The sequence below is a fragment of the Methyloversatilis sp. genome (assembly GCF_030698125.1).
In the GTDB taxonomy this organism is placed as follows: domain Bacteria; phylum Pseudomonadota; class Gammaproteobacteria; order Burkholderiales; family Rhodocyclaceae; genus Methyloversatilis.
This window is the reverse complement of the sequence record NZ_JAUYNV010000004.1, coordinates 26072-44197: the sequence shown is the minus strand read 5'-3', so window position 1 is coordinate 44197 and position 18126 is coordinate 26072. Positions and strand designations below refer to the sequence as shown.

The window sequence follows — 18126 nt, the reverse complement described above, 5'->3', positions numbered from 1 at the left end:
ATCTCACGACTTCAGTCCTCCGTCATTCGCTTCGGTTTCCACTTCCGGTTCCAGCCAGTCCGCATGGCGCCACAGAAGCACGCAGGCGGCCGCCTTGAGCGCCAACGGCACCAGCCCATAGACCGCGGCCAGCGCCAGTCGTGCATCGGCGTCGGTGGCGCCTGGCTGATAGCCGAGCACGCCCAGCAGCGGTAGCGCCAGACCGGCTGCCAGCGCCAGATTCATCTTGGTGACGAAGTTCCACACGCCGAAGCTGCCGCCAGCCGACAGCGGCTCATCGCGCCGGCCGACCAGGCCCGCCACCAGCGCCGCCGGCAATGCGAGGTCGGCACCGAGCGCGATGCCCGATGCGGCGCAGATCAGCATGAAGGCCGTGTCGTCACCCGGGCCGAGCGTGAACGCCCATGCGAAGACCGATATCGCGAGCACCATCGACGCAGCCCAGCTGCGCGCGCGACCGTAGCGGTCCGACAGGCGCGTCCACAGCGGCAGCGCCAGCACGCCGGCGACGAAGTACAGCGCGAGAAACAGCCCTTCCCGCTCCGCTGCGCCGAGCACGTCGGCGATGAAGAACAACACCAGGGTGGCCGGAATCGCCGACGCGATGCCATTGAGCGCAAACACCGCGAGCAGGCGACGGAAGCGCCTGTTCCGCAGCACCTCGCCCAGCACTGCACGCAACGGCTCGTGCCCCATCGGCTGCACGCGGCTCGCCTCCGGCACGGCGAACAGCGTGATGACAGCACTCACCGCCAGCAGCGGCAGCCAGTACAGCACCGCCTGCCACAGACCCTGTGCCGCATCCGGCGACAGCAAGCCCGGCGCGATGGACGCCGCCACGACACCGACCAGCGCACAACCTTCGCGCACCGCGACAAGCCGGGTGCCCAGAGCCGGCGTCGCCGACAGTTCGGCGCCCCAGGCGTAATAATTGATGGTGCTGATGCTGTAGCCGGCATAGACCAGTGCCAGCGCACCGATCAGCCAGAACACCGGATCGGCGCCTTCGGCCGGACGCACCAGCGCAAGCAACCCGAGCGCCAGCGGCAGCAAGCCCATCCACACCAGGCGACGGCGGCCCCGCGCGCGATCACTGGCCGCGCCAATCAGCGGGTCGACCAGCGCGTCGAGCAGACGCGCGGCGAACAGCACGATGCCCAGCACGGTCAGCGATACGCCGAAGCTGTCGGCGTACAGCTTCGGAATGTGTACGTAGATGGGCAGTGCCGCGGCGGCCAGCGGCGCACCGAGCACGCCATAGGCAAACAGGCGGGCCGATCTCAACTGGACGGGAGCGATTCGGCCAGCAGACGGGCGCGCAGCTTCGGCTCGCGGGTGCGGGCGTCAAGCCAGATGGCGAAGAAGGCATCGGACAACGCCCTGTCTTCGATGGCTGGCAGTTCGACGCCCTGATGGAAGAAGCGTGCGCTGCCGTCCGGCATCTTCACGCCGGTCAGCACATCGCCTTCCTTCACGTCTGGAAATACGCCAGTGAGGATGTCCTTCCAGCGCGCCAGAAGCTTCTTGTCGCGTTCGCCCAGGCGCTTGATCTCATCGATGCTGGCTTCGGCCAGCTTGTAGCCTTCGAACGAACGAGCGTAGCGGAGGCTCAGCGCAAAACCGCCGTCCGGCGAATAGCTGCCGCCGCTGGCCCACAGCGAGGCGTCGTACAGCTTGAAGCCGAACCAGCGCATTTCACCCTTGCCGAGCGGTTTCAGGTCGGGCAACACGTCGCCGGCCCCCGCCAGAGGCTGGGCGGACGCGATGCCGGCGACCATCAACAACAAGGCAAGCATTCGGCGCATCAGGTTTTCTCCAGATGAAATTGATGAACATCGATCGAACCGGCACGGAAACCGGCTTCGCAATACGCCAGATAGAAGCGCCACAGCCGCTGGAAGCGACGATCGAAACCCAGCGCGCGCAAGGCGTCGGTGCGCGCTTCGAAGGTGGCGCGCCAGCGTGCCAGCGTGAGCGCGTAATCAAGCCCGAAGCGGAAGTCGTCGCGCACCTGCAAGCCGACCTTCTCCGCCTGCTGCACGAACACGCTGGGCGAGGGCAGCATGCCGCCCGGGAAAATATGCTGCTGGATGAAGTCAGTGCCTTTACGGTAACGCGCAAACAGGTCGTCGGCGATGCTGATCGTCTGGATCACCGCCTGCCCGCCGGACGCCAGCAGGCTGTCGAGCTTGGCGAAATAGGTCGGCCACCAGCGCTCGCCGACGGCTTCGAGCATTTCGATCGATACGATGTGCGACGCCTTGCCGCGCAAGTCCCGGTAATCACGCAATTCGCAGGTCGCGCGGTCGGCATAGCCGCCGCGCTCGGCGCGCTGTCGCGCCCATGCAAGCTGTGCGGGAGACAGGGTCACGCCATGCACGCGCGCACCGGCACGCTGCGCCGCGACCTCGGCAAAACCACCCCAGCCGCAACCGATCTCGATCACGCTGTCGTCGGCCGACAGTCCCATCACGCGCGCGATGCGCTGATACTTGGCGAGCTGCGCCGTTTCCAGATCGCGTCGGGTATCGCCTTCGTACAGCGCGCTCGAGTAGGTCATGCTGCCGTCCAGCCACAGACCGTAGAACTCATTGCCCAGATCGTAGTGGGCGACGATGTTGCGGCGGCTGCCACGTCGCGTATTCGCGCGGCCGAGATGACGCATGCGCGCAAACACCAGCGCGAGCAGGTTGCCGTGCACCGCGCGCTGCAGCGCGTCGCGGTTCTGCGCGAACAGCGTCAGCACGCGGCCGAGCTCGTCGGTGTCCCAGAGTCCGTCGAACCACGCCTCGCCAAGACCGATGTCGCCGCGGGCGATCACGCGGTCGAATACACCCCAGTCGAGAACGCGCATTTCGACCGGCTCGCCCCGGCCGCCGAAAGACACCATTTCGCCGTCCGGCAGCGACATCATCAGCCAGCCGTGCTCGATGCGTTCGAGCAGTTTGAATACGTGGCGCGCGGCCGATGGAAGCTTTCCGTGTCGCGCAAGCGCGATGAGGGCATCCGGTTGGTTCATCGGGTCAATTCCTGTACTGGAGGAGGCGGTTTTCTGAAAAAGGGCACATTCGCCCGCCACAGGTGAAAAGCCTGGATATGAATGCGCGCGATCACACCCAGCGTCATCAGCGGAAAAGCCGCCAGCGCACGCCACGCCACGGCGCGGCTCATCGGCACGGCGCGCCCCGAGACACGCGTGCGCAACTGCCGTTCTGCGCCTTCGAAGTAGTCGATCGCGACCGCATGCTGGGTGTCGCGCTGATCGAAACGGAAGCGATAGGAACCGCTGACCGGAAAGAAGGGCGACACGTGAAACACCTTGCGTGTTTCCAGCCACTCGCCATTCAGGATGGGGCGGCGGTCGTCATGCGCCACGAGGTAGGCATGGCGTTCGCCGAAGGTGTTGCTGACCTCGCACAGCACGGCGCGCAAGGCACCGTCGGCGTCGTGACAGAACCAGAAGCTGACCGGGTTGAACACATAACCGAACAGCCGCGGCATGGTTTGCAGGACGACTTCCCCATCAACGCCGGCCAGCCCCTCCTGCGCCAGCAATGCGCGTATCCAGGGCAGCGGATGCGATCCGTCGCGCGCACCGTGATCGCGGTAGTGCAGCGACAACGGCGCCCAGCGGTTCAGTGCAAGCATCGGAATCTTCGACTTGCCCAGCGTGTCGAGACGAAAACGCATGAAGAACAACTGATACGCGAAGCGGCGACGGACCTGTGCGGTCCGCTCGTGCATGACTGCGCCGCGGCACAGGCTGACGTCGCTCGCCATCATCACGCGGCCAGCACCGGTTCGCTGCGTTGCCAGGGCACGTCGGCACCGAGCTGCCGCGCCACGCGCACCGCGGACGACAGGCCGTCCTCGTGAAAACCGTAGCCGGTCCAGGCGCCGCAGAACCATATGCGGTCGCGGCCCTGTATTTCGGGCAGCCGTTGCTGCGCATCGATCGCCGGGCCATCGAACAGCGGGTGCGCATATTCGATGCGCGCGATCACGCTGGCCGGATCGGGCTGGATGAACGGGTTCAGAGTCACCACGACAGGGTGCCTGAACGGCAGCGGCTGCAGGCGGTTCATCAGGTAGGACACGCTGACTGGCCGCTCGTCGGGCGCGCCCTCGCCCGCCAGGTAATTCCACGCTGACCAGACGCGCCGGTTGCGCGGCAACAACTGCGTGTCCGTGTGCAACACCGCATGGTTGGACTGGTAGCGTATGGCGCCAAGCAGCCGCTGTTCGGCAGGCGTCGCTGCTTCACCCAGCAGAACGAGTGACTCATCGGAATGACTGGCCATCACAACCTGATCGAAGCAGGTCGAGGCGCCCTCCGCATCGATCCACACGCCCTCTTCGGTCCGGCGCACACGGGTGACGGCCGCACCGCGCCGCACGTCCGACAACAGCGCAGCCAGTTTCTTCACGTACTCACGCGAACCACCGCGTACGGTGAGCCACTGAGGTCGGTCATTCACGCGCAGCAATCCGTGGTTGTGGCAGAAGCGGGCAAACGTGGCGAGCGGGTAGGCCATCATCGTACGGGTCGGGCAGGACCAGATCGCTGCCGCCATCGGCAGCAGATACCAGTCCCGGAAGGACTCGCTGTAGCGATGCTTCACCAGAAACTCACCGAGCGACAGGTGCTCGGCGCTGCCGTTGGCGGCCCGCTCGGTCACTTCGCTGTTGAAGCGCATGATGTCCTGCAACATCCGCCAGAACTTTGGCCGGGCGAGATTCGCCGGTTGGGCGAACACCGTGGCGAGGCTGCTGCCGCTCCATTCGATGCCGGAGTCGCGCAGGCTGACGCCGAAGCTCATTTCGCTGTCCGCGATGTCCACGCCCAGATGAGCGAACAGGCCGCACAGGTGCGGATAGGTCGCCCGGTTGAATACGATGAAACCGGTGTCCACCGGATGGCGCACGCCATCCAGTTCGACATCAAGCGTGTTCGAGTGACCGCCGAGACGGTCGTGCTGTTCGAACAGGGTGACCTGGTGTTCGCGCGACAGCAGCCATGCGGCTGCGAGTCCGGAAATTCCGGAACCCACGACTGCAATTCTCATAACTCTCCTGGAACCGCCCTGGGTGAGATGCGGCCGTAACACAACGCGGAAGCAAAGCGTAACTTTACATTGACACAACCAATTAACGGAAAATGGACATCCACATCAACGCGCCAGCGCGGCCTCTATGGCAGCGATCATTTCGGGCGATTCCGGCGCCACATTGCTCGGAAACGCCGTGATCGTGCTGCCATCTCTCGCGATCAGATACTTGTGGAAATTCCATGCCGGTTCGACGCCAGTCAGACGCGTGAGGTCGGCGTAAAAGGGGTGCCGCTGCGCACCCTTCACGGCAGTCTTCGAAAACATCGGAAACTTGACCCCGTAGGTCATGCTGCAGAACTCTGCGATGTCCTTGTCGCTGCCCGGCTCCTGATTCCCGAAATCGTTTGACGGAAATCCCAGCACGGTCAGGCCGCGCGCGCCGAAGCGAGACTGCAGTTTTTCCAGGCCTTCGTACTGCCGGGTAAAGCCGCAGCGACTTGCGGTATTGACGACAAGCAACACGCGACCGCTGAATTCGCACAGCGATCTCGGCTTGCCGTCGAGCAGGCCGGGCAGCGAGCGATCAAGCAGGTTCGGGCAGGCTTCGGCCATGGCGACTCCGGTCATCAGGGTAAAAACGGCAGCAAGAAACCCGTCAGCGCGACGCACGACTGGGCTCACAACAGCGCACCGTCGTTTCGGAAAACGCCGACGGCAGGAAGTGGATGCCCGTCACCGCGCGATGCAGGTGGATGAGCGTTTCGTTCGGCGTCGCCTTGTGCGCGGCTCTTGCTGGCACAGCCAGCGCAACCGGCGCCGGATTTGCGGTGGCCGACGGTTCGTCCGCGCCCGGCATGCGAGCATTGCATGTACTGCTGAAAGCACCCGTTACGGCGAATAGCAAACCCGCTACAGCAGCGTGCTTCATGATTACCCCCCCAATTTGTCCTGGACAAAACGATCTAATGTTCTTAATCTAGGGTGCATTGAACGCTGTGTCAATAGTTTGTCCAGGACAATATGAAACATGACGCCAACGGTCTGGCTCGAATGACGATCAGCGCCGTCGAACGCGAAACAGGCCTTCCCAAAGATACGTTGCGCGCGTGGGAAAGGCGCTATGGATTCCCCCAGCCTGCTCGCGATGAAGCGGGCGAGCGTCTGTATACGTCTGACGACGTCAATCGGTTGCGCCTGATACGCAGATTGCTCGATCAAGGGTGGCGGCCGGGCAAGCTGCTGGCCGCCAGCGAGGCGGAACTACAGCGGATTATCGAAGCTGAACGCGGCGCAGGCGGGCCGGTCGCGCCGGATGGTGGCGTACCGACGGAAGACGTACTCGCGGCGATACGGCGTCACGATGTACCCGCACTGCGCAACCTGTTCCAGCGCAGCCTGCTCGAAAGAGGTCTGCAGGGGCTGGTGTCGGACCTTGTCGCGCCCCTCAACGTGGTCATCGGCGAAGCCTGGCTACGCGGCGAACTGGGCGTGCCGGAAGAACACTTCTACACCGAGCAGGTGCAGAGCTTCCTGCGAGGTACCCTCGCCAGCTACACCCGGCCGGCCACGCCGCCGCGCGTGCTGCTGACCACATTGCCGGAAGAGGAACATGGTCTCGGACTGCTGATGGTGGAGGTGATGCTTGCATCCGAAGGCGCGCAGTGTTGTTCGCTCGGGCCCCGCATGCCGCTGACCGACATCCGCACATCGGCCATCACCTCGGCGGCCGACATCGTGGCGCTGTCCTTCAGCGCTGCCTATCCGCTGCGCCAGGCACTCGCCGGCGTTCGTACCCTGCGTGAATCACTTCCGGACACGGTGGACATCTGGGTCGGTGGCGCAGGGGCGCACGAGCGACTGGCCGGCATCCCCGGCGTATCCGTGATTGGTGCCATCCGGAGCGTGCCCGACGCGCTGGCGCGGTGGCGCGCGGCCCGGCTGCCCGGTGCGTCCATCGCCGCCCTCAACTGACGCGCGGACTCACCGGGCGGACGTCATCCGGCCGGGACTTTCTCCTGAAATATGCACCGGGCACGCCGCTCAGGTTCGATAGCGCCCTTTTCATCCGCCTATTTCATTTACCGGCAGCGGGCTGAACGTGGTTTGATCTGACCGGTCGTACACGTACAGCATTCATCATGCTGACTTGTGCTCGCGTAAAATGGCGTTTTCCCGAGGAGCCCGCCCATGCTCTACCCTGAACTGTTCAAGTCACTCGAATCCGCCCGCTGGGACATGGACAAGGACGTGCCTTGGGACGGCTTCGACGCGTCGCTGCTGTCGGACGAACAGGCGCTGACCATCAAGATGAATGCCATCACCGAGTGGTCCGCGCTGCCGGCAACCGAAATGTTCCTGCGCGACAACCGCGACGATTCCGACTTCTGCGCCTTCATGTCGGTGTGGTTCTACGAGGAACAGAAGCATTCGCTGGTACTGCTCGAGTACCTGCGCAGGTTCCGGCCCGACCTGGCGCCGACCGAGCAGGAACTGCACGAGGTGCGCTTCGAATTCGATCCGGCACCGGCGCTTGAAACGCTGATGCTGCATTTCTGTGGCGAAGTGCGGCTGACCCAGTGGTATCGCCGTGCGTCGGAATGGCACACCGAGCCGGTCATCAAGCACATCTACAATCTGCTGTCGCGCGACGAGGCGCGGCATGGTGGCGCCTATCTGAAGTACATGAAGCGTGCGATCGAGCGCACCGGCGACACGGCGCGCGCGGCGTTTTCCAAGATCGGCATGTTGATGGCGGCCAGCGGGCGCGCCGGCAAGCCGCTGCATCCGACCAACCTGCACGTCAGCAAGGCGCTGTATCCGCGCGACACGATACAGTCCCGCCTGCCCGACCCGGACTGGCTCGAGCACTGGCTGGACCAGCAGATCCGCTTCGACAAGGATTGCGAAGCGCGCGTCATCGGCGGCATCCTGCGCAATCTCGGTTCGCTGTTCGGCGAGAGCTTCAAGACCGTCAGCGACCTGAACCGCTTCCGCAAGCAGTTCGCCACGACCGCTTGATGGAGGGCGGCACACCGGCCTTCGAGGGCAAACTGTGCGCGCCGGCCGACCTGTCGGCGCGCGCGGCCGAGCTGCCCGTATCTCGGGTATTCACCAACGGCTGTTTCGACATCCTGCATCGCGGTCACGTGACCTGCCTGGCACAGGCGCGTGCGCTCGGTGGCTCGCTTATCGTGGCGCTGAACTCCGATGACTCGGTGCGCCGGCTGGGCAAAGGCGATGACCGCCCGGTCAATCCGCTGCAAGATCGCGCAGCCGTGATCGCGGCGCTGGAATCAGTCAGTCTGGTCACCTGGTTCGACGCCGATACCCCGCTCGATCTCATCCTTGCCTGTCGTCCCGAGGTGCTGGTCAAGGGCGGAGACTGGCCGATCGACCGCATCGTCGGCGCACGTGAGGTGCTGGCGTGGGGCGGCCGGGTCGAATCGATCGCTTTCGAGCACGAGCGCTCGACCAGCGCACTGTTGCAGAAAATCCGTGGGCTCTGATCGCGGCGGCGGGTGCGGCATCGCACCATAACCGTGCATACCGGGGCGCGGCCCTTATCATCCGGCTTTTCCGCCTCCTGCCTGCCTGCTCCACCCGCCCCGATGAAACGTCTGTTTGCATCCCGCCCCGCCCGTCTGCCGATGCAGCGCTTGTTGCTCACCTGCTGCGCACTTTTCTCTTTTTCGGCTCTCGCTGCACCCCTCGTCGAAGACACGCTGGCGCAGCGCGTACTCGCCTGTACCGGCTGTCACGGCGCCGAAGGTCGCGCCGGCCCGGACGGCTATTACCCGCGCATCGCCGGCAAGCCGGCCGGCTATCTGCACAACCAGCTACTGAACTTCCGCGACGGTCGCCGCCAGTACCCGCTGATGTCCGAACTGCTGCAGACGCTCGGCGACGACTACCTGCGCGACATGGCCGACCACTTCGCCGCGCTCGACCTGCCCTACCCGGCCGTCCGCGCCATGGGCCCGAACGCGGCGCTCACCCGCGGCGAAAAACTGGTGCGCGAGGGCGACGCAGCACGTGACCTGCCGGCCTGCGCCAGCTGCCATGGCGACGCACTGATGGGCGTCGCGCCCGCGATTCCGGGCCTGATCGGCCTGCCGCGCGACTATCTGGCCGCCCAGCTGAGCGCCTGGAAAAGCGGCATCCGCCAGGCACACGCGCCGGACTGCATGGCACAGATCGTCAAGCAACTGAGCGCGGACGACATCGGCGCGGTATCGCAGTGGCTGGCTGCACAGACAGTGCCGGCCGGTGCCAGACCCGCTGCCAGGCCGGCGCGCGACCTGCCGATACGCTGCGGAGGCGTGCCCGCCGCGCAGACAGCCGGGGGCGCCGCACGATGAAACGCGCCGCACTGATCCTTCCGCTTTTGGCGCTGCTGGCTGCACTGGTCTGGTGGACGACCGGTCGTGACGCCGGTCCGGACACGCCCGCGATTGCCAACGCATCCCGCGTCGCTGCACCATCGACTGAACTCGTCGCACGCGGCGAGTATCTGGCACGCGCCGGCAACTGCATGGCCTGCCACAGCGCACGCGGCGGCACACCCTGGGCCGGCGGGCGCGCCATCAACACCACGTTCGGCACCTTCTACACGACCAACCTCACCCCCGACCCCGACACCGGTCTCGGCCGCTGGACTTCCGACGAATTCTGGCGGGCGCTGCACGAAGGTCGCTCGCGCGACGGCCGTCTGCTCTATCCAGCCTTTCCCTACACCAGCTACACCCATGTCACGCGCGAAGATTCGGATGCGTTGTGGGCCTATCTGCAGACGCTGCCCGCGACCCGGCAAGCCAGCCGGCCGCACGTGCTGCGCTTCCCGTACGACTCGCAGACCGCGCTGGCCGCCTGGCGGGCGCTGTATTTCAAGCCGGCCGTGTTCCAGGCCGACGCGTCGCAGTCCGCAGACTGGAACCGCGGCGCCTATCTGGTTCAGGGGCTCGGCCACTGCAGCGCGTGCCACGCACCGCGCAACGCGCTGGGCGCCAGCGAAGACGCGGACAAGCTGGCCGGCGGACTGATGGCAGGCCAGAACTGGTATGCGCCGTCGCTGGGCTCACCGCACGAGGCGGGCGTGCAGGGCTGGAAACGCGACGACGTCATCGCACTGCTGCGCGACGGCATCACGCACGACGCGTCGGTCGCCGGGCCGATGGCCGAGGTGGTGTATGGCAGCACGCAATATCTGTCCGCCGGCGATCTGGACGCGATGGCGACCTATCTGCAGGCGTTGCCTGCGACGTCTTCTGCGGCAGCGACCGGCCGGGCTGTCGCGCTGGACGACGCGCAGCGCGCCCGCGCCGCCCTGCTGTACGCCGACCACTGCGCGAATTGCCACGGCGAGCAGGGCGAAGGATCCGGCCGCATCTATCCGGCGCTCGACGGCAACCGCGCGGTGACGCTGGACCCGCCGGCCAATCCGCTGCGCATCGTCCTCGGCGGCGGCTTCGCCCCCGCCACACAGGGCAATCCGCGTCCGTTCGGCATGCCCCCGTTCGCCGCCAGTCTGAGCGACGAAGACATCGCGCTGGTCGTGTCACACATCCGCAGCAGCTGGAGCAACACTGCAAGCCCGGTCAGCGTGATCGATGTGCAGCGCTACCGCGGCAATCTGCGCTGAGTGCATGGCCCCACGGGCCATGACTGCGGGAGGAGCCCCTGTGGGACGGCGTCCCCGCCGCGATGCGCACGCTGCTCAACGATGGTCGCGGCACGATCGCGGCGAGGCGGCCGCGCGCCAAGGGAACCGCCGCCATGCCTATTGCAGCGAGGACGCCGCTACCGCGTCAGCCCCGACCGCGATCAGCTGTTGCGGATGCGCGCGACCAGGGCGTCGGTGTATTGCTTCGTCGTCGCCTTGCCGCCGAGATCGCCGGTGCGCACATTATCGATATTGAGCGTATCCGACACTGCCTTGCGGATGACGTCGCCCTTTTCCTGCAGATTCACATGGTCAAGCATCAACGCGGACGCCAGCACCAGTGCGGTCGGATTGGCGATGCCCTTGCCGGCGATGTCCGGCGCGGAGCCATGCACCGCCTCGAAGATCGCCGCGTCGGCACCGATGTTCGAGCCCGGTGCCATGCCCAGGCCACCGACCAGACCTGCCGTCAGGTCGGACAGGATGTCGCCGAACAGGTTGGTGGTCACCAGCACGTCGAACTGCCACGGATTCATCACCAGCTTCATGCAGCAGGCGTCGACGATGACCTGTTCGAACTCGATGCGGCCCTTGTAGCGCTCTTCGTACATCTGTTCGGCGGTCTCCAGGAAGATGCCGGTCAGCGCCTTCATGATGTTGGCCTTGTGCACCACGGTCACCTTCTTGCGGCCGAGCGCGATCGCGTGTTCGAACGCGTATTCGAGAATGTGGCGCGCGCCCTGACGGGTGTTCACACCGGTCGACATGGCCACCGCGTGCGGGTCGCCCTCGATCGGGATGAAGTGCTCATAGCCCATGTACAGGCCTTCGAGGTTTTCGCGGCAGACGATCAGATCAATGTTGTCGTAGCGGCCACCCGGGATCAGCGTGCGCGCCGGACGGATGTTGGCGTACAGCTTGAACGCCTCGCGCAGACGCACGTTGATCGAGCGGAAGCCGCCGCCGACCGGCGTCTCCAGCGGGCCCTTCAGGCCGAGCCGGGTGCGGCGGATGCTTTCCAGCGTCGCCTCCGGCAGCGGGTCACCGTGCGTCTTGAGCGCGCCCATGCCGGCCGGCTGCGTATCCCATTCGAACGGCGCACCGACGGCGTCCAGCGCAGCCAGCGCGGCGTCCATGATTTCGGGGCCGATACCGTCGCCGGGTATCAGGGTGGCGGGGATTTTGTGCGCACTCATTCGGGGTCTCCTGTCATGGTTGTGCATCGCCGGACGTCAGCGCCGGGTTGGCGCAGCGTCCGGAAATGTGGAATGGCCGAAGCAAGAAACCTGCCCCGGCAGGGTCTGGCGGCACGTACCGGCAGACCCGATGTTCATGCCGGCGCGACCGGCTCGATGGCGCGCCATACCGTGGCGCCGCCGCTGGCCTTGTCGATCTCGGCCAGCACGCGTTCATGTTCGGCCCGCTCGGCGTCACTCGCCAGCACGCGACGCAATGCACCGGAAACGCGCGTCGGCCCGGCACTGCGCACCGTTGCGGCATCCGGTTCGAGATCGATGATCAGGCTTTCCTGACCACGCGTCATCGCCAGATACACCTCGACCAGCAGTTCGGCGTCGCGCAGTGCGCCGTGGAATTCGCGATGCGTATTGTCGATGCCGAAGCGCTCGCACAGTGCATCGAGATTGGCGCGCTTGCCGGGGAACATGTCGCGCGCCATGCGCACGGTGTCGATCGGCGGGCCGCTGGTGATCGTGCGCAGCAGCGGCAGCCCGATCAGGTTCAGTTCGTTGTCGATGAAACCGACGTCGAATGCGGCATTGTGGATGACCAGTTCGGCGTCGCGCACGAAATCGACGAATTCCGCCGCCACATCGCGGAATTTCGGCTTGTCGGCGAGAAAGTCGGTCGTGATGCCGTGAATGGCGACGGCCCCTTCCGGCACCTCGCGCTCCGGATTGACGAAGCGGTGCAGTTGCCTGCCGGTTCGCTTGCGACCCACCATTTCGACGCAGCCGATTTCGATCAGCCGGTCGCCGTTCTGCCATTCCAGTCCGGTCGTTTCGGTGTCGAGGATGATCTGGCGTTTCATTGGAAGGGAAGTCTGGAAACAGGTCGGACTGCAGCGCCGCGCATTCTACAGCCAGCCGTCACGCTTACGCGCCGCGCAAAGGAATCGCGTCGCGCGCCAGCCGGTCGGCGCGCTCGTTTTCCGGGTGACCGGCGTGGCCCTTGACCCACTTCCACTCGACTTCATGCACCCGTGCCGCCGCGTCAAGCGCCTGCCACAGGTCGACGTTCTTGACCGGATCGCCGCCCGCCGTCTTCCAGCCCTTGCGCTTCCAGCCGTGTATCCACTCGCTGATGCCCTTCTGCACATACTGCGAATCGGTATACACCACGGCGCGCACCGGCTTCTTCAGTGCGTTGAGCGCCTCGATCACCGCCATCAGTTCCATGCGGTTGTTCGTGGTCGCGCGCTCGCCGCCCGACAGTTCGCGCTCTACGGCGCCGCACTTGAGCAGCGCGCCCCAGCCGCCCGGGCCGGGGTTGCCGCTGCAGGCACCGTCGGTGTAGATGATCACGTCGTCCAAGGCTTGCTCCAGGTTCAGGTGCCGAACTTGCGGTCCGGCACGGTATTGCGATTGGCGCTGCCGACGCTGGCCACGGCTCGCGCGGCGGCGCGGCGGTCGCTCCATTGCGGCGTGATGAGGCGCATGCCATGCACCCGCTTGACGCCCTGCAGTACGTAGGCGCCTCCCAGAAACGGCCACCAGCGGTCCCCGGCGGATTCGATGAAGCTCCAGCGTGCCAGCCATTTTTCGCTGCGTACCGGCGGGCGATAGCAACCGAAACAGCCCGCCTGCGTGTCCAGGCTGAGCAGCTTGAACCAGTCGCGCAGGCGCGGCACCGACAGCCAGTCACCATTCCACGGAAAGGGCTCGCGTTCCTGCAGGCGCCGCCGTGCGCCCCACAGGCTGAACGGGTTGAAGCCGGTCACCAGCACCTGTCCCTCCGGTACCAGCACGCGCTCGACCTCACGCAGCACGGCGTGCGGGTCGGCAGCAAATTCGAGCACATGCGGCAGCACTACCAGATCGACGCTGGTGGCGGGAAACGGCAGATGCACCGGATCGCACACCAGCGCCGGCTTCGTGCCGGAGTGCGCATCGTCGCTGTACAGCTTGAACGGCATCCGGTTGGCGCGCAGATAGTCGTGCTGCAGCAGGCCGATCTGTACCGCGTTGTAACCGAATACATCCGCCAACAGCAGGTCGACCTGCGCGTGCTCCCAGCGCTGGACGTACTGTCCCTGCGGGGTATCCAGCCATTCGTGCAAACCGGGAATCGACATGTTTTTCGGGGCGGTGAATCGTCGCGCGTGCAGGCGACGCATTGTCATTGCGCCAACGTCACGCCAGAATCGGGCGGATGAAGATATATCCGATACCCGCGTTTGGCGACAATTATCTTTGGCTGGTCGCAAACGGAACACGCGCGCTGGCGGTCGACCCGGGTGACGCCACACCGGTGCTCGCCGCACTCGACCGGCACCACCTGACGCTCGACACCATCCTGATCACCCACCACCACAGCGACCACATCGGCGGCGTCGCCGAACTGGTGCGTCGCACCGGCGCACGCGTCTACGGGCCCGCGGACGAGCGCATTGCCGAAGTGACCGATCCGGTGGCGGAGGGCCGGCGCATCGACCTGCCCTGGCTGGGCGTCGCCCTCAGCGTGCTCGAAGTGCCCGGCCACACGCGCAGCCACATCGCGTGGTATGGCGGCGATGCACTTTTCTGCGGCGACACGCTGTTCGCCGCCGGATGCGGCCGACTGTTCGAAGGCACCGCCGAGCAGATGTGGCATTCGCTGTCGCGCATCGCCTCGTTGCCGCTGCACACGCAGATCTACTGTGCGCACGAATACACCGAATCCAATCTGCGCTTCGCACTGGCGGTCGAACCGGACAACCAGGCGCTGATCGCCCGCGCCCGCCGCGTTGCGAAGCTCCGGGCCGCCGGCCAGCCCAGCGTGCCGTTCGCACTGGCCGAAGAACTGGCCACCAACCCCTTCCTGCGCGTGCGCGAGGCAGCGGTCATTCGCGCGGCCGAAGCGCACGCCGGCCGCGAACTGAAAAGCCCGGTCGAGGTGTTCGCGGTCCTGCGGGAGTGGAAGAACGGGCTCTAGCGGGGTGCGGAGCGGCCAAACCTGGTCCGGAGTCTGGCCGATCGAACTGTGTCCTGGCCAGACCTAAGGGTCGCCAGGCAGGTCACTGTCCTCGACGCGAAAACCGCTTGCCTCGCTGGATCAGGTCAGCCTCAGGCGGAGATCATCGTCTGCGCCGGGCCAGGCAACCGACCATCAGAAGCCCGGCTCCATAAAGCCAGGCGGCAGGCGGCAGCGGCACCGCAGTGACGGCATTGACATAGAACCTGCGACCGTCGGTTTCGCCTTCGATCACGGCCAGGTCGCTGAAGACATGGACCGTCAGCGGCGCCGGACCGGAGAACGGCGGATCAGCGACCAGCCATTCGAACACGTCGCCCTGATCGGGAACGAAGCCATCGATGAAGCGCAGGTTCACAACGCTGTCTACGAGATTCGCCTGACCCAGTACGACCAGCTGGTCATATTCGATGCCCGCGAGGCGACCGCCGATTTCGATGTCGAAGATCGTGCCGTTCGCATCGAGGTTGCCGTCGATGGTGAGGATGCCGGGCGAGTTGCCCGGCCCGACGGTAACGGCACCCGTTGCAATGGCGCTGTTGAAGCCGCCGGAGCCGTAGCCTATCCTCCCGGTGCCGCTGAGCGTGCCGCCCAGGAACTCGATCTGATCGCCAGTCAGCCGCCCATTGACCACCGTGTCACCTTCGAGCTGGCTGAAGCTGCCGACGCGCAGCTCACCATCCGGATCGATCACCAGTTCGGGCGTGTTGAACAGCGTGGCGACGCCCTGCCGATCCTGGATGAAGGCGTCCGCATCCACCACCGTCGCGATGCCGTTGAGAGGTTCGACAATTCCGGGGACGCGCACGCGACCGGCGTTCTCGAAGACGCCGACCGCGTTGTAATCGGAGGCGTTATCAGGAAAAAGCGGATCGTCTTCCGGCACCGGAAGAAAGGTCATTTCGCCCCCCCGCGCGTTGCGGACGTTGATCACGCAGGTGTCGCCGAATCGATCGTTCGAACAGGGGCCGGACTCGCGGCTGCCCAGCAGCACGCCCGTAAAAAAGCCTTCGTTGATCAGTTGGCCACGGCCTGGACTGGCGAGTGGCGACGATCCTGCCCCCATCGCCACCAACGCACCACCGCCCGCCGTCACCAATGTTCCGGTGTTGTGCAGCGTCGCGTCGGGCCCGATCTCGATGCGGCTCTGAAACCCGTCGACGAGAAAAACTGCGTGCTGCCGCCACTCCGCGACATCAAAGTTCCCGCCTCGCACCAGAGCGATGCGGCTGCGCTGGTTCAGCAGCAGACCACCGGTCTCCGTCGTGGTGATACCGGTAAACACATGGGAGCCCGCGAAGGAAATACCGTACGTGCTCGGGTTGCCGCCAAGCCCGTCGGCGTAGAAGGTGGCGGTGTCGTGGTATCCACCGGCGGCCAGGTGAAGCGTGCCCGACCATGTCTCGAACTTGCCGCCATCGTGCTGCACCGGCAGCGCGAATACGCTCGTTCCGGTACCGGACGCCTTGATCACCGACCCGCTCCGGTTCACGAAAGACGACCGCGCAAGATCGGAAGTTCGAACCATGCCCAGATCGTTCTGGATCCAGTAAGTCGAAAAAACATCATTGACGAAACGCGCACCGCCACCCAGCGTCAGTTGGCCGTTGCCCGTCTGGAAAAACTGACCCTTGTTGATCGCATCGAGCGGAAACAGGTCCTCGGCATCGCTGGCCGCGATGTACATGCCGTCGGTCGGAAACGAGACGCCATAGCTTGCGCCCGGGACGGCGGTGTCTCCTCGAAATTCGACCCGGGCCGAGTAACCCGCAGCGGCAATCCAGCCATTGGCGAGCACAGCGTTTGTTGCGGTTGAGGGTCCGAAAAAGCCGTCCCGAAAAATGATCGTGCCGCCCTCCATCGACAGCACGCCCAGATCGACCGCCCCGAACTTATCGACCTGCTGACCACTGGGCACGGTCGTCTGCGCCGTCGCCGACGCCCACGCCGCAGCGCCGCACACAAGCAGGGTCAAGGCTGCAGAACGTCCTGACCGCGGAGTGTGCTGACGGCGCTGTGACCGAACGGCTCGGTTCGAAAAGCAGGCGTCCATGATTACCACTCCATGATGAAGTCACCCTTTGAACCGTAGCAGCCGCTGCGAACCGCAACCACCTCGCCCGCAACACCCGCCGAGAAATATGTCATGGTGCCCCTGAGGATGACGTTGCCCGTGCGTCGGCGACGGTTCAGCTTGACCTGCAATATGGATGGTGCGGTGTCCCGAGACGGGCACAACGTACCCGATCACTCCAACGCGACTTCCGGCACCTTGAAGCCGACGCGGTCACGACCACCGGACTTGGCGGAATAGAGCGCGAAGTCTGCTTCTGCAAGCAGGCTTCGCGGGCCGCCGCTTTCCTGCCCGGGTGTCGTGCTGGCAACGCCGACACTGATGGTCAACTTGCCGCCCGGCACGGCACGATGTTCGATGCCGAGCGCGCGGATCGCGTCGCACAGCCCCTCGCCAACGCGGCGAGCACCGCCCAGATCGGTCTCCGGCAGCACCAGCGCAAATTCCTCGCCGCCATAGCGCGCAACCAGATCACTCGGTCGGCGCGACACCGCGAGCAATGCATTCGCGACGTTCTTCAGGCACTCGTCACCGGCGAGGTGACCGTAGGTGTCGTTGTACTGCTTGAAATTGTCCACATCGACCAGCGCCAGTGCGATCGGCCGCTTGTAGCGCGCCGCGCGCCGCCATTCACGCATGATGGTTTCGTCGAGCTGGCGGCGGTTGGCCAACCCGGTCAGCCCGTCGAGCGAACTCAGCCGGGTCAGTTCCTGATTGGCGGCGTCGAGCTTGCGTGTCAGCACCACCAGCGAATAGCGCATCTGCAGGATGCGCTGCATGGCGCGCACCTTGGCCGCAAGGACGACTTCGCTGACCGGCTTGAACAGGTAGTCGTCTCCGCCCGCAGTGATGCCCTGCACCAGATCGGTGTCGGCGGTACGAGCGGTCAGAAAGAGGATGGGTGTCCATTCGCCCGACTGCTCGATGGCGCGGATGCGTCGCGCGACCTCGTAGCCGTCGATGCCCGGCAGCACGACGTCGAGCAGCACGATGTCCGGGTTGTGCTCGCGAAAAGCGGCAATACCGGCTTCGCCGTCGGTGGCGGCAATGGGCAGTATGCCCATCCGTTCGAGATGCTGACTGATGACGGCAAGCCCCGTCTGGGAATCTTCAATGATCAGCGCTTTCATGGACATACCCTTTTTTGCGCA

General features: G+C 65.3%; 19 protein-coding genes. 6 read left to right on the top strand and 13 right to left on the bottom strand.

Going from position 1 to position 18126, the window contains the following annotated elements; genetic code table 11:
• Positions 1–3: 3 nt before the first annotated feature.
• The 7 genes from Q8Q80_RS00870 to Q8Q80_RS00840 form a co-directional block, all read right to left on the bottom strand.
• Positions 4–1284 carry an MFS transporter gene (locus Q8Q80_RS00870; RefSeq protein ID WP_305631116.1) on the bottom strand — a complete coding sequence of 427 codons (1281 nt, stop codon included), beginning with the start codon at positions 1282–1284 and terminating at the stop codon, positions 4–6.
• Entirely contained in the window at positions 1281–1805 is a 525-nt protein-coding gene (locus Q8Q80_RS00865) for a chalcone isomerase family protein (protein ID WP_305631115.1), read from the bottom strand. The genes Q8Q80_RS00870 and Q8Q80_RS00865 overlap by 4 nt, the downstream gene beginning before the upstream one ends.
• Positions 1805–3019 carry a cyclopropane-fatty-acyl-phospholipid synthase family protein gene (locus Q8Q80_RS00860; protein ID WP_305631114.1) on the bottom strand — a complete coding sequence of 405 codons (1215 nt, stop codon included), beginning with the start codon at positions 3017–3019 and terminating at the stop codon, positions 1805–1807. The genes Q8Q80_RS00865 and Q8Q80_RS00860 overlap by 1 nt, the downstream gene beginning before the upstream one ends.
• The gene (locus Q8Q80_RS00855) at positions 3016–3783 is read right to left on the bottom strand and encodes a DUF1365 domain-containing protein (RefSeq protein ID WP_305631113.1); all 768 of its coding nucleotides are present in this window, start codon (positions 3781–3783) and stop codon (positions 3016–3018) included. The genes Q8Q80_RS00860 and Q8Q80_RS00855 overlap by 4 nt, the downstream gene beginning before the upstream one ends.
• The gene (locus Q8Q80_RS00850; protein ID WP_305631112.1) at positions 3783–5066 is read right to left on the bottom strand and encodes an NAD(P)/FAD-dependent oxidoreductase; all 1284 of its coding nucleotides are present in this window, start codon (positions 5064–5066) and stop codon (positions 3783–3785) included. Before Q8Q80_RS00850 ends, Q8Q80_RS00855 begins: the two co-directional genes overlap by 1 nt.
• A gap of 105 nt (positions 5067–5171) precedes the next feature.
• Positions 5172–5663, bottom strand: coding sequence for a glutathione peroxidase (locus tag Q8Q80_RS00845; RefSeq protein ID WP_305631111.1), 492 nt, complete (start codon positions 5661–5663; stop codon positions 5172–5174).
• Between the two features lie 43 nt (positions 5664–5706).
• The gene (locus tag Q8Q80_RS00840) at positions 5707–5907 is read right to left on the bottom strand and encodes a hypothetical protein (RefSeq protein ID WP_305631110.1); all 201 of its coding nucleotides are present in this window, start codon (positions 5905–5907) and stop codon (positions 5707–5709) included.
• 164 nt (positions 5908–6071) lie between these two features.
• Here Q8Q80_RS00840 and Q8Q80_RS00835 point away from each other — a divergent pair, with 164 nt between their 5' ends.
• The 5 genes from Q8Q80_RS00835 (at position 6072) to Q8Q80_RS00815 (ending at position 10689) form a co-directional block, all read left to right on the top strand.
• Positions 6072–7022 carry a MerR family transcriptional regulator gene (locus Q8Q80_RS00835; protein WP_305631109.1) on the top strand — a complete coding sequence of 317 codons (951 nt, stop codon included), beginning with the start codon at positions 6072–6074 and terminating at the stop codon, positions 7020–7022.
• Positions 7023–7238: 216 nt separating this feature from the next.
• On the top strand, positions 7239–8069 hold the full coding sequence (locus tag Q8Q80_RS00830; protein WP_305631108.1) for a ferritin-like domain-containing protein: 831 nt from the start codon (positions 7239–7241) through the stop codon (positions 8067–8069).
• Positions 8069–8557 carry an adenylyltransferase/cytidyltransferase family protein gene (locus tag Q8Q80_RS00825; RefSeq protein ID WP_305631107.1) on the top strand — a complete coding sequence of 163 codons (489 nt, stop codon included), beginning with the start codon at positions 8069–8071 and terminating at the stop codon, positions 8555–8557. The genes Q8Q80_RS00830 and Q8Q80_RS00825 overlap by 1 nt, the downstream gene beginning before the upstream one ends.
• A gap of 102 nt (positions 8558–8659) precedes the next feature.
• Positions 8660–9409, top strand: coding sequence for a c-type cytochrome (locus Q8Q80_RS00820; protein WP_305631106.1), 750 nt, complete (start codon positions 8660–8662; stop codon positions 9407–9409).
• Positions 9406–10689: a cytochrome c gene (locus Q8Q80_RS00815; RefSeq protein ID WP_305631105.1), complete on the top strand. Its 1284-nt coding sequence runs from the start codon at positions 9406–9408 to the stop codon at positions 10687–10689. The genes Q8Q80_RS00820 and Q8Q80_RS00815 overlap by 4 nt, the downstream gene beginning before the upstream one ends.
• Positions 10690–10871: 182 nt before the next feature.
• Here Q8Q80_RS00815 and Q8Q80_RS00810 read toward each other — a convergent pair whose 3' ends face one another.
• The 4 genes from Q8Q80_RS00810 to Q8Q80_RS00795 form a co-directional block, all read right to left on the bottom strand.
• Positions 10872–11906: an isocitrate/isopropylmalate dehydrogenase family protein gene (locus Q8Q80_RS00810; protein ID WP_305631104.1), complete on the bottom strand. Its 1035-nt coding sequence runs from the start codon at positions 11904–11906 to the stop codon at positions 10872–10874.
• Positions 11907–12040: 134 nt separating this feature from the next.
• Positions 12041–12760 (bottom strand): DNA polymerase III subunit epsilon, encoded by a 720-nt coding sequence (dnaQ, locus tag Q8Q80_RS00805; RefSeq protein WP_305631103.1) that lies wholly within the window; start codon positions 12758–12760, stop codon positions 12041–12043.
• Positions 12761–12824: 64 nt separating this feature from the next.
• Complete coding sequence (rnhA, locus tag Q8Q80_RS00800) at positions 12825–13262, bottom strand: ribonuclease HI (protein ID WP_305631102.1); 438 nt, start codon at positions 13260–13262, stop codon at positions 12825–12827.
• 14 nt (positions 13263–13276) lie between these two features.
• Positions 13277–14023 carry a class I SAM-dependent methyltransferase gene (locus Q8Q80_RS00795; RefSeq protein WP_305631101.1) on the bottom strand — a complete coding sequence of 249 codons (747 nt, stop codon included), beginning with the start codon at positions 14021–14023 and terminating at the stop codon, positions 13277–13279.
• Positions 14024–14100: 77 nt separating this feature from the next.
• Between Q8Q80_RS00795 and gloB the strand changes: the two genes are divergently transcribed.
• Complete coding sequence (gloB, locus tag Q8Q80_RS00790) at positions 14101–14862, top strand: hydroxyacylglutathione hydrolase (protein WP_305631100.1); 762 nt, start codon at positions 14101–14103, stop codon at positions 14860–14862.
• Positions 14863–15004: 142 nt separating this feature from the next.
• Here the strand turns inward: gloB and Q8Q80_RS00785 are convergent, their stop codons facing one another.
• Both Q8Q80_RS00785 and Q8Q80_RS00780 read right to left on the bottom strand, forming a co-directional pair.
• Positions 15005–16876, bottom strand: coding sequence for a hypothetical protein (locus tag Q8Q80_RS00785; protein ID WP_305631099.1), 1872 nt, complete (start codon positions 16874–16876; stop codon positions 15005–15007).
• A 272-nt stretch (positions 16877–17148) separates the two neighbouring features.
• The gene (locus tag Q8Q80_RS00780; RefSeq protein WP_305631098.1) at positions 17149–18105 is read right to left on the bottom strand and encodes a diguanylate cyclase; all 957 of its coding nucleotides are present in this window, start codon (positions 18103–18105) and stop codon (positions 17149–17151) included.
• Positions 18106–18126: the final 21 nt, after the last annotated feature.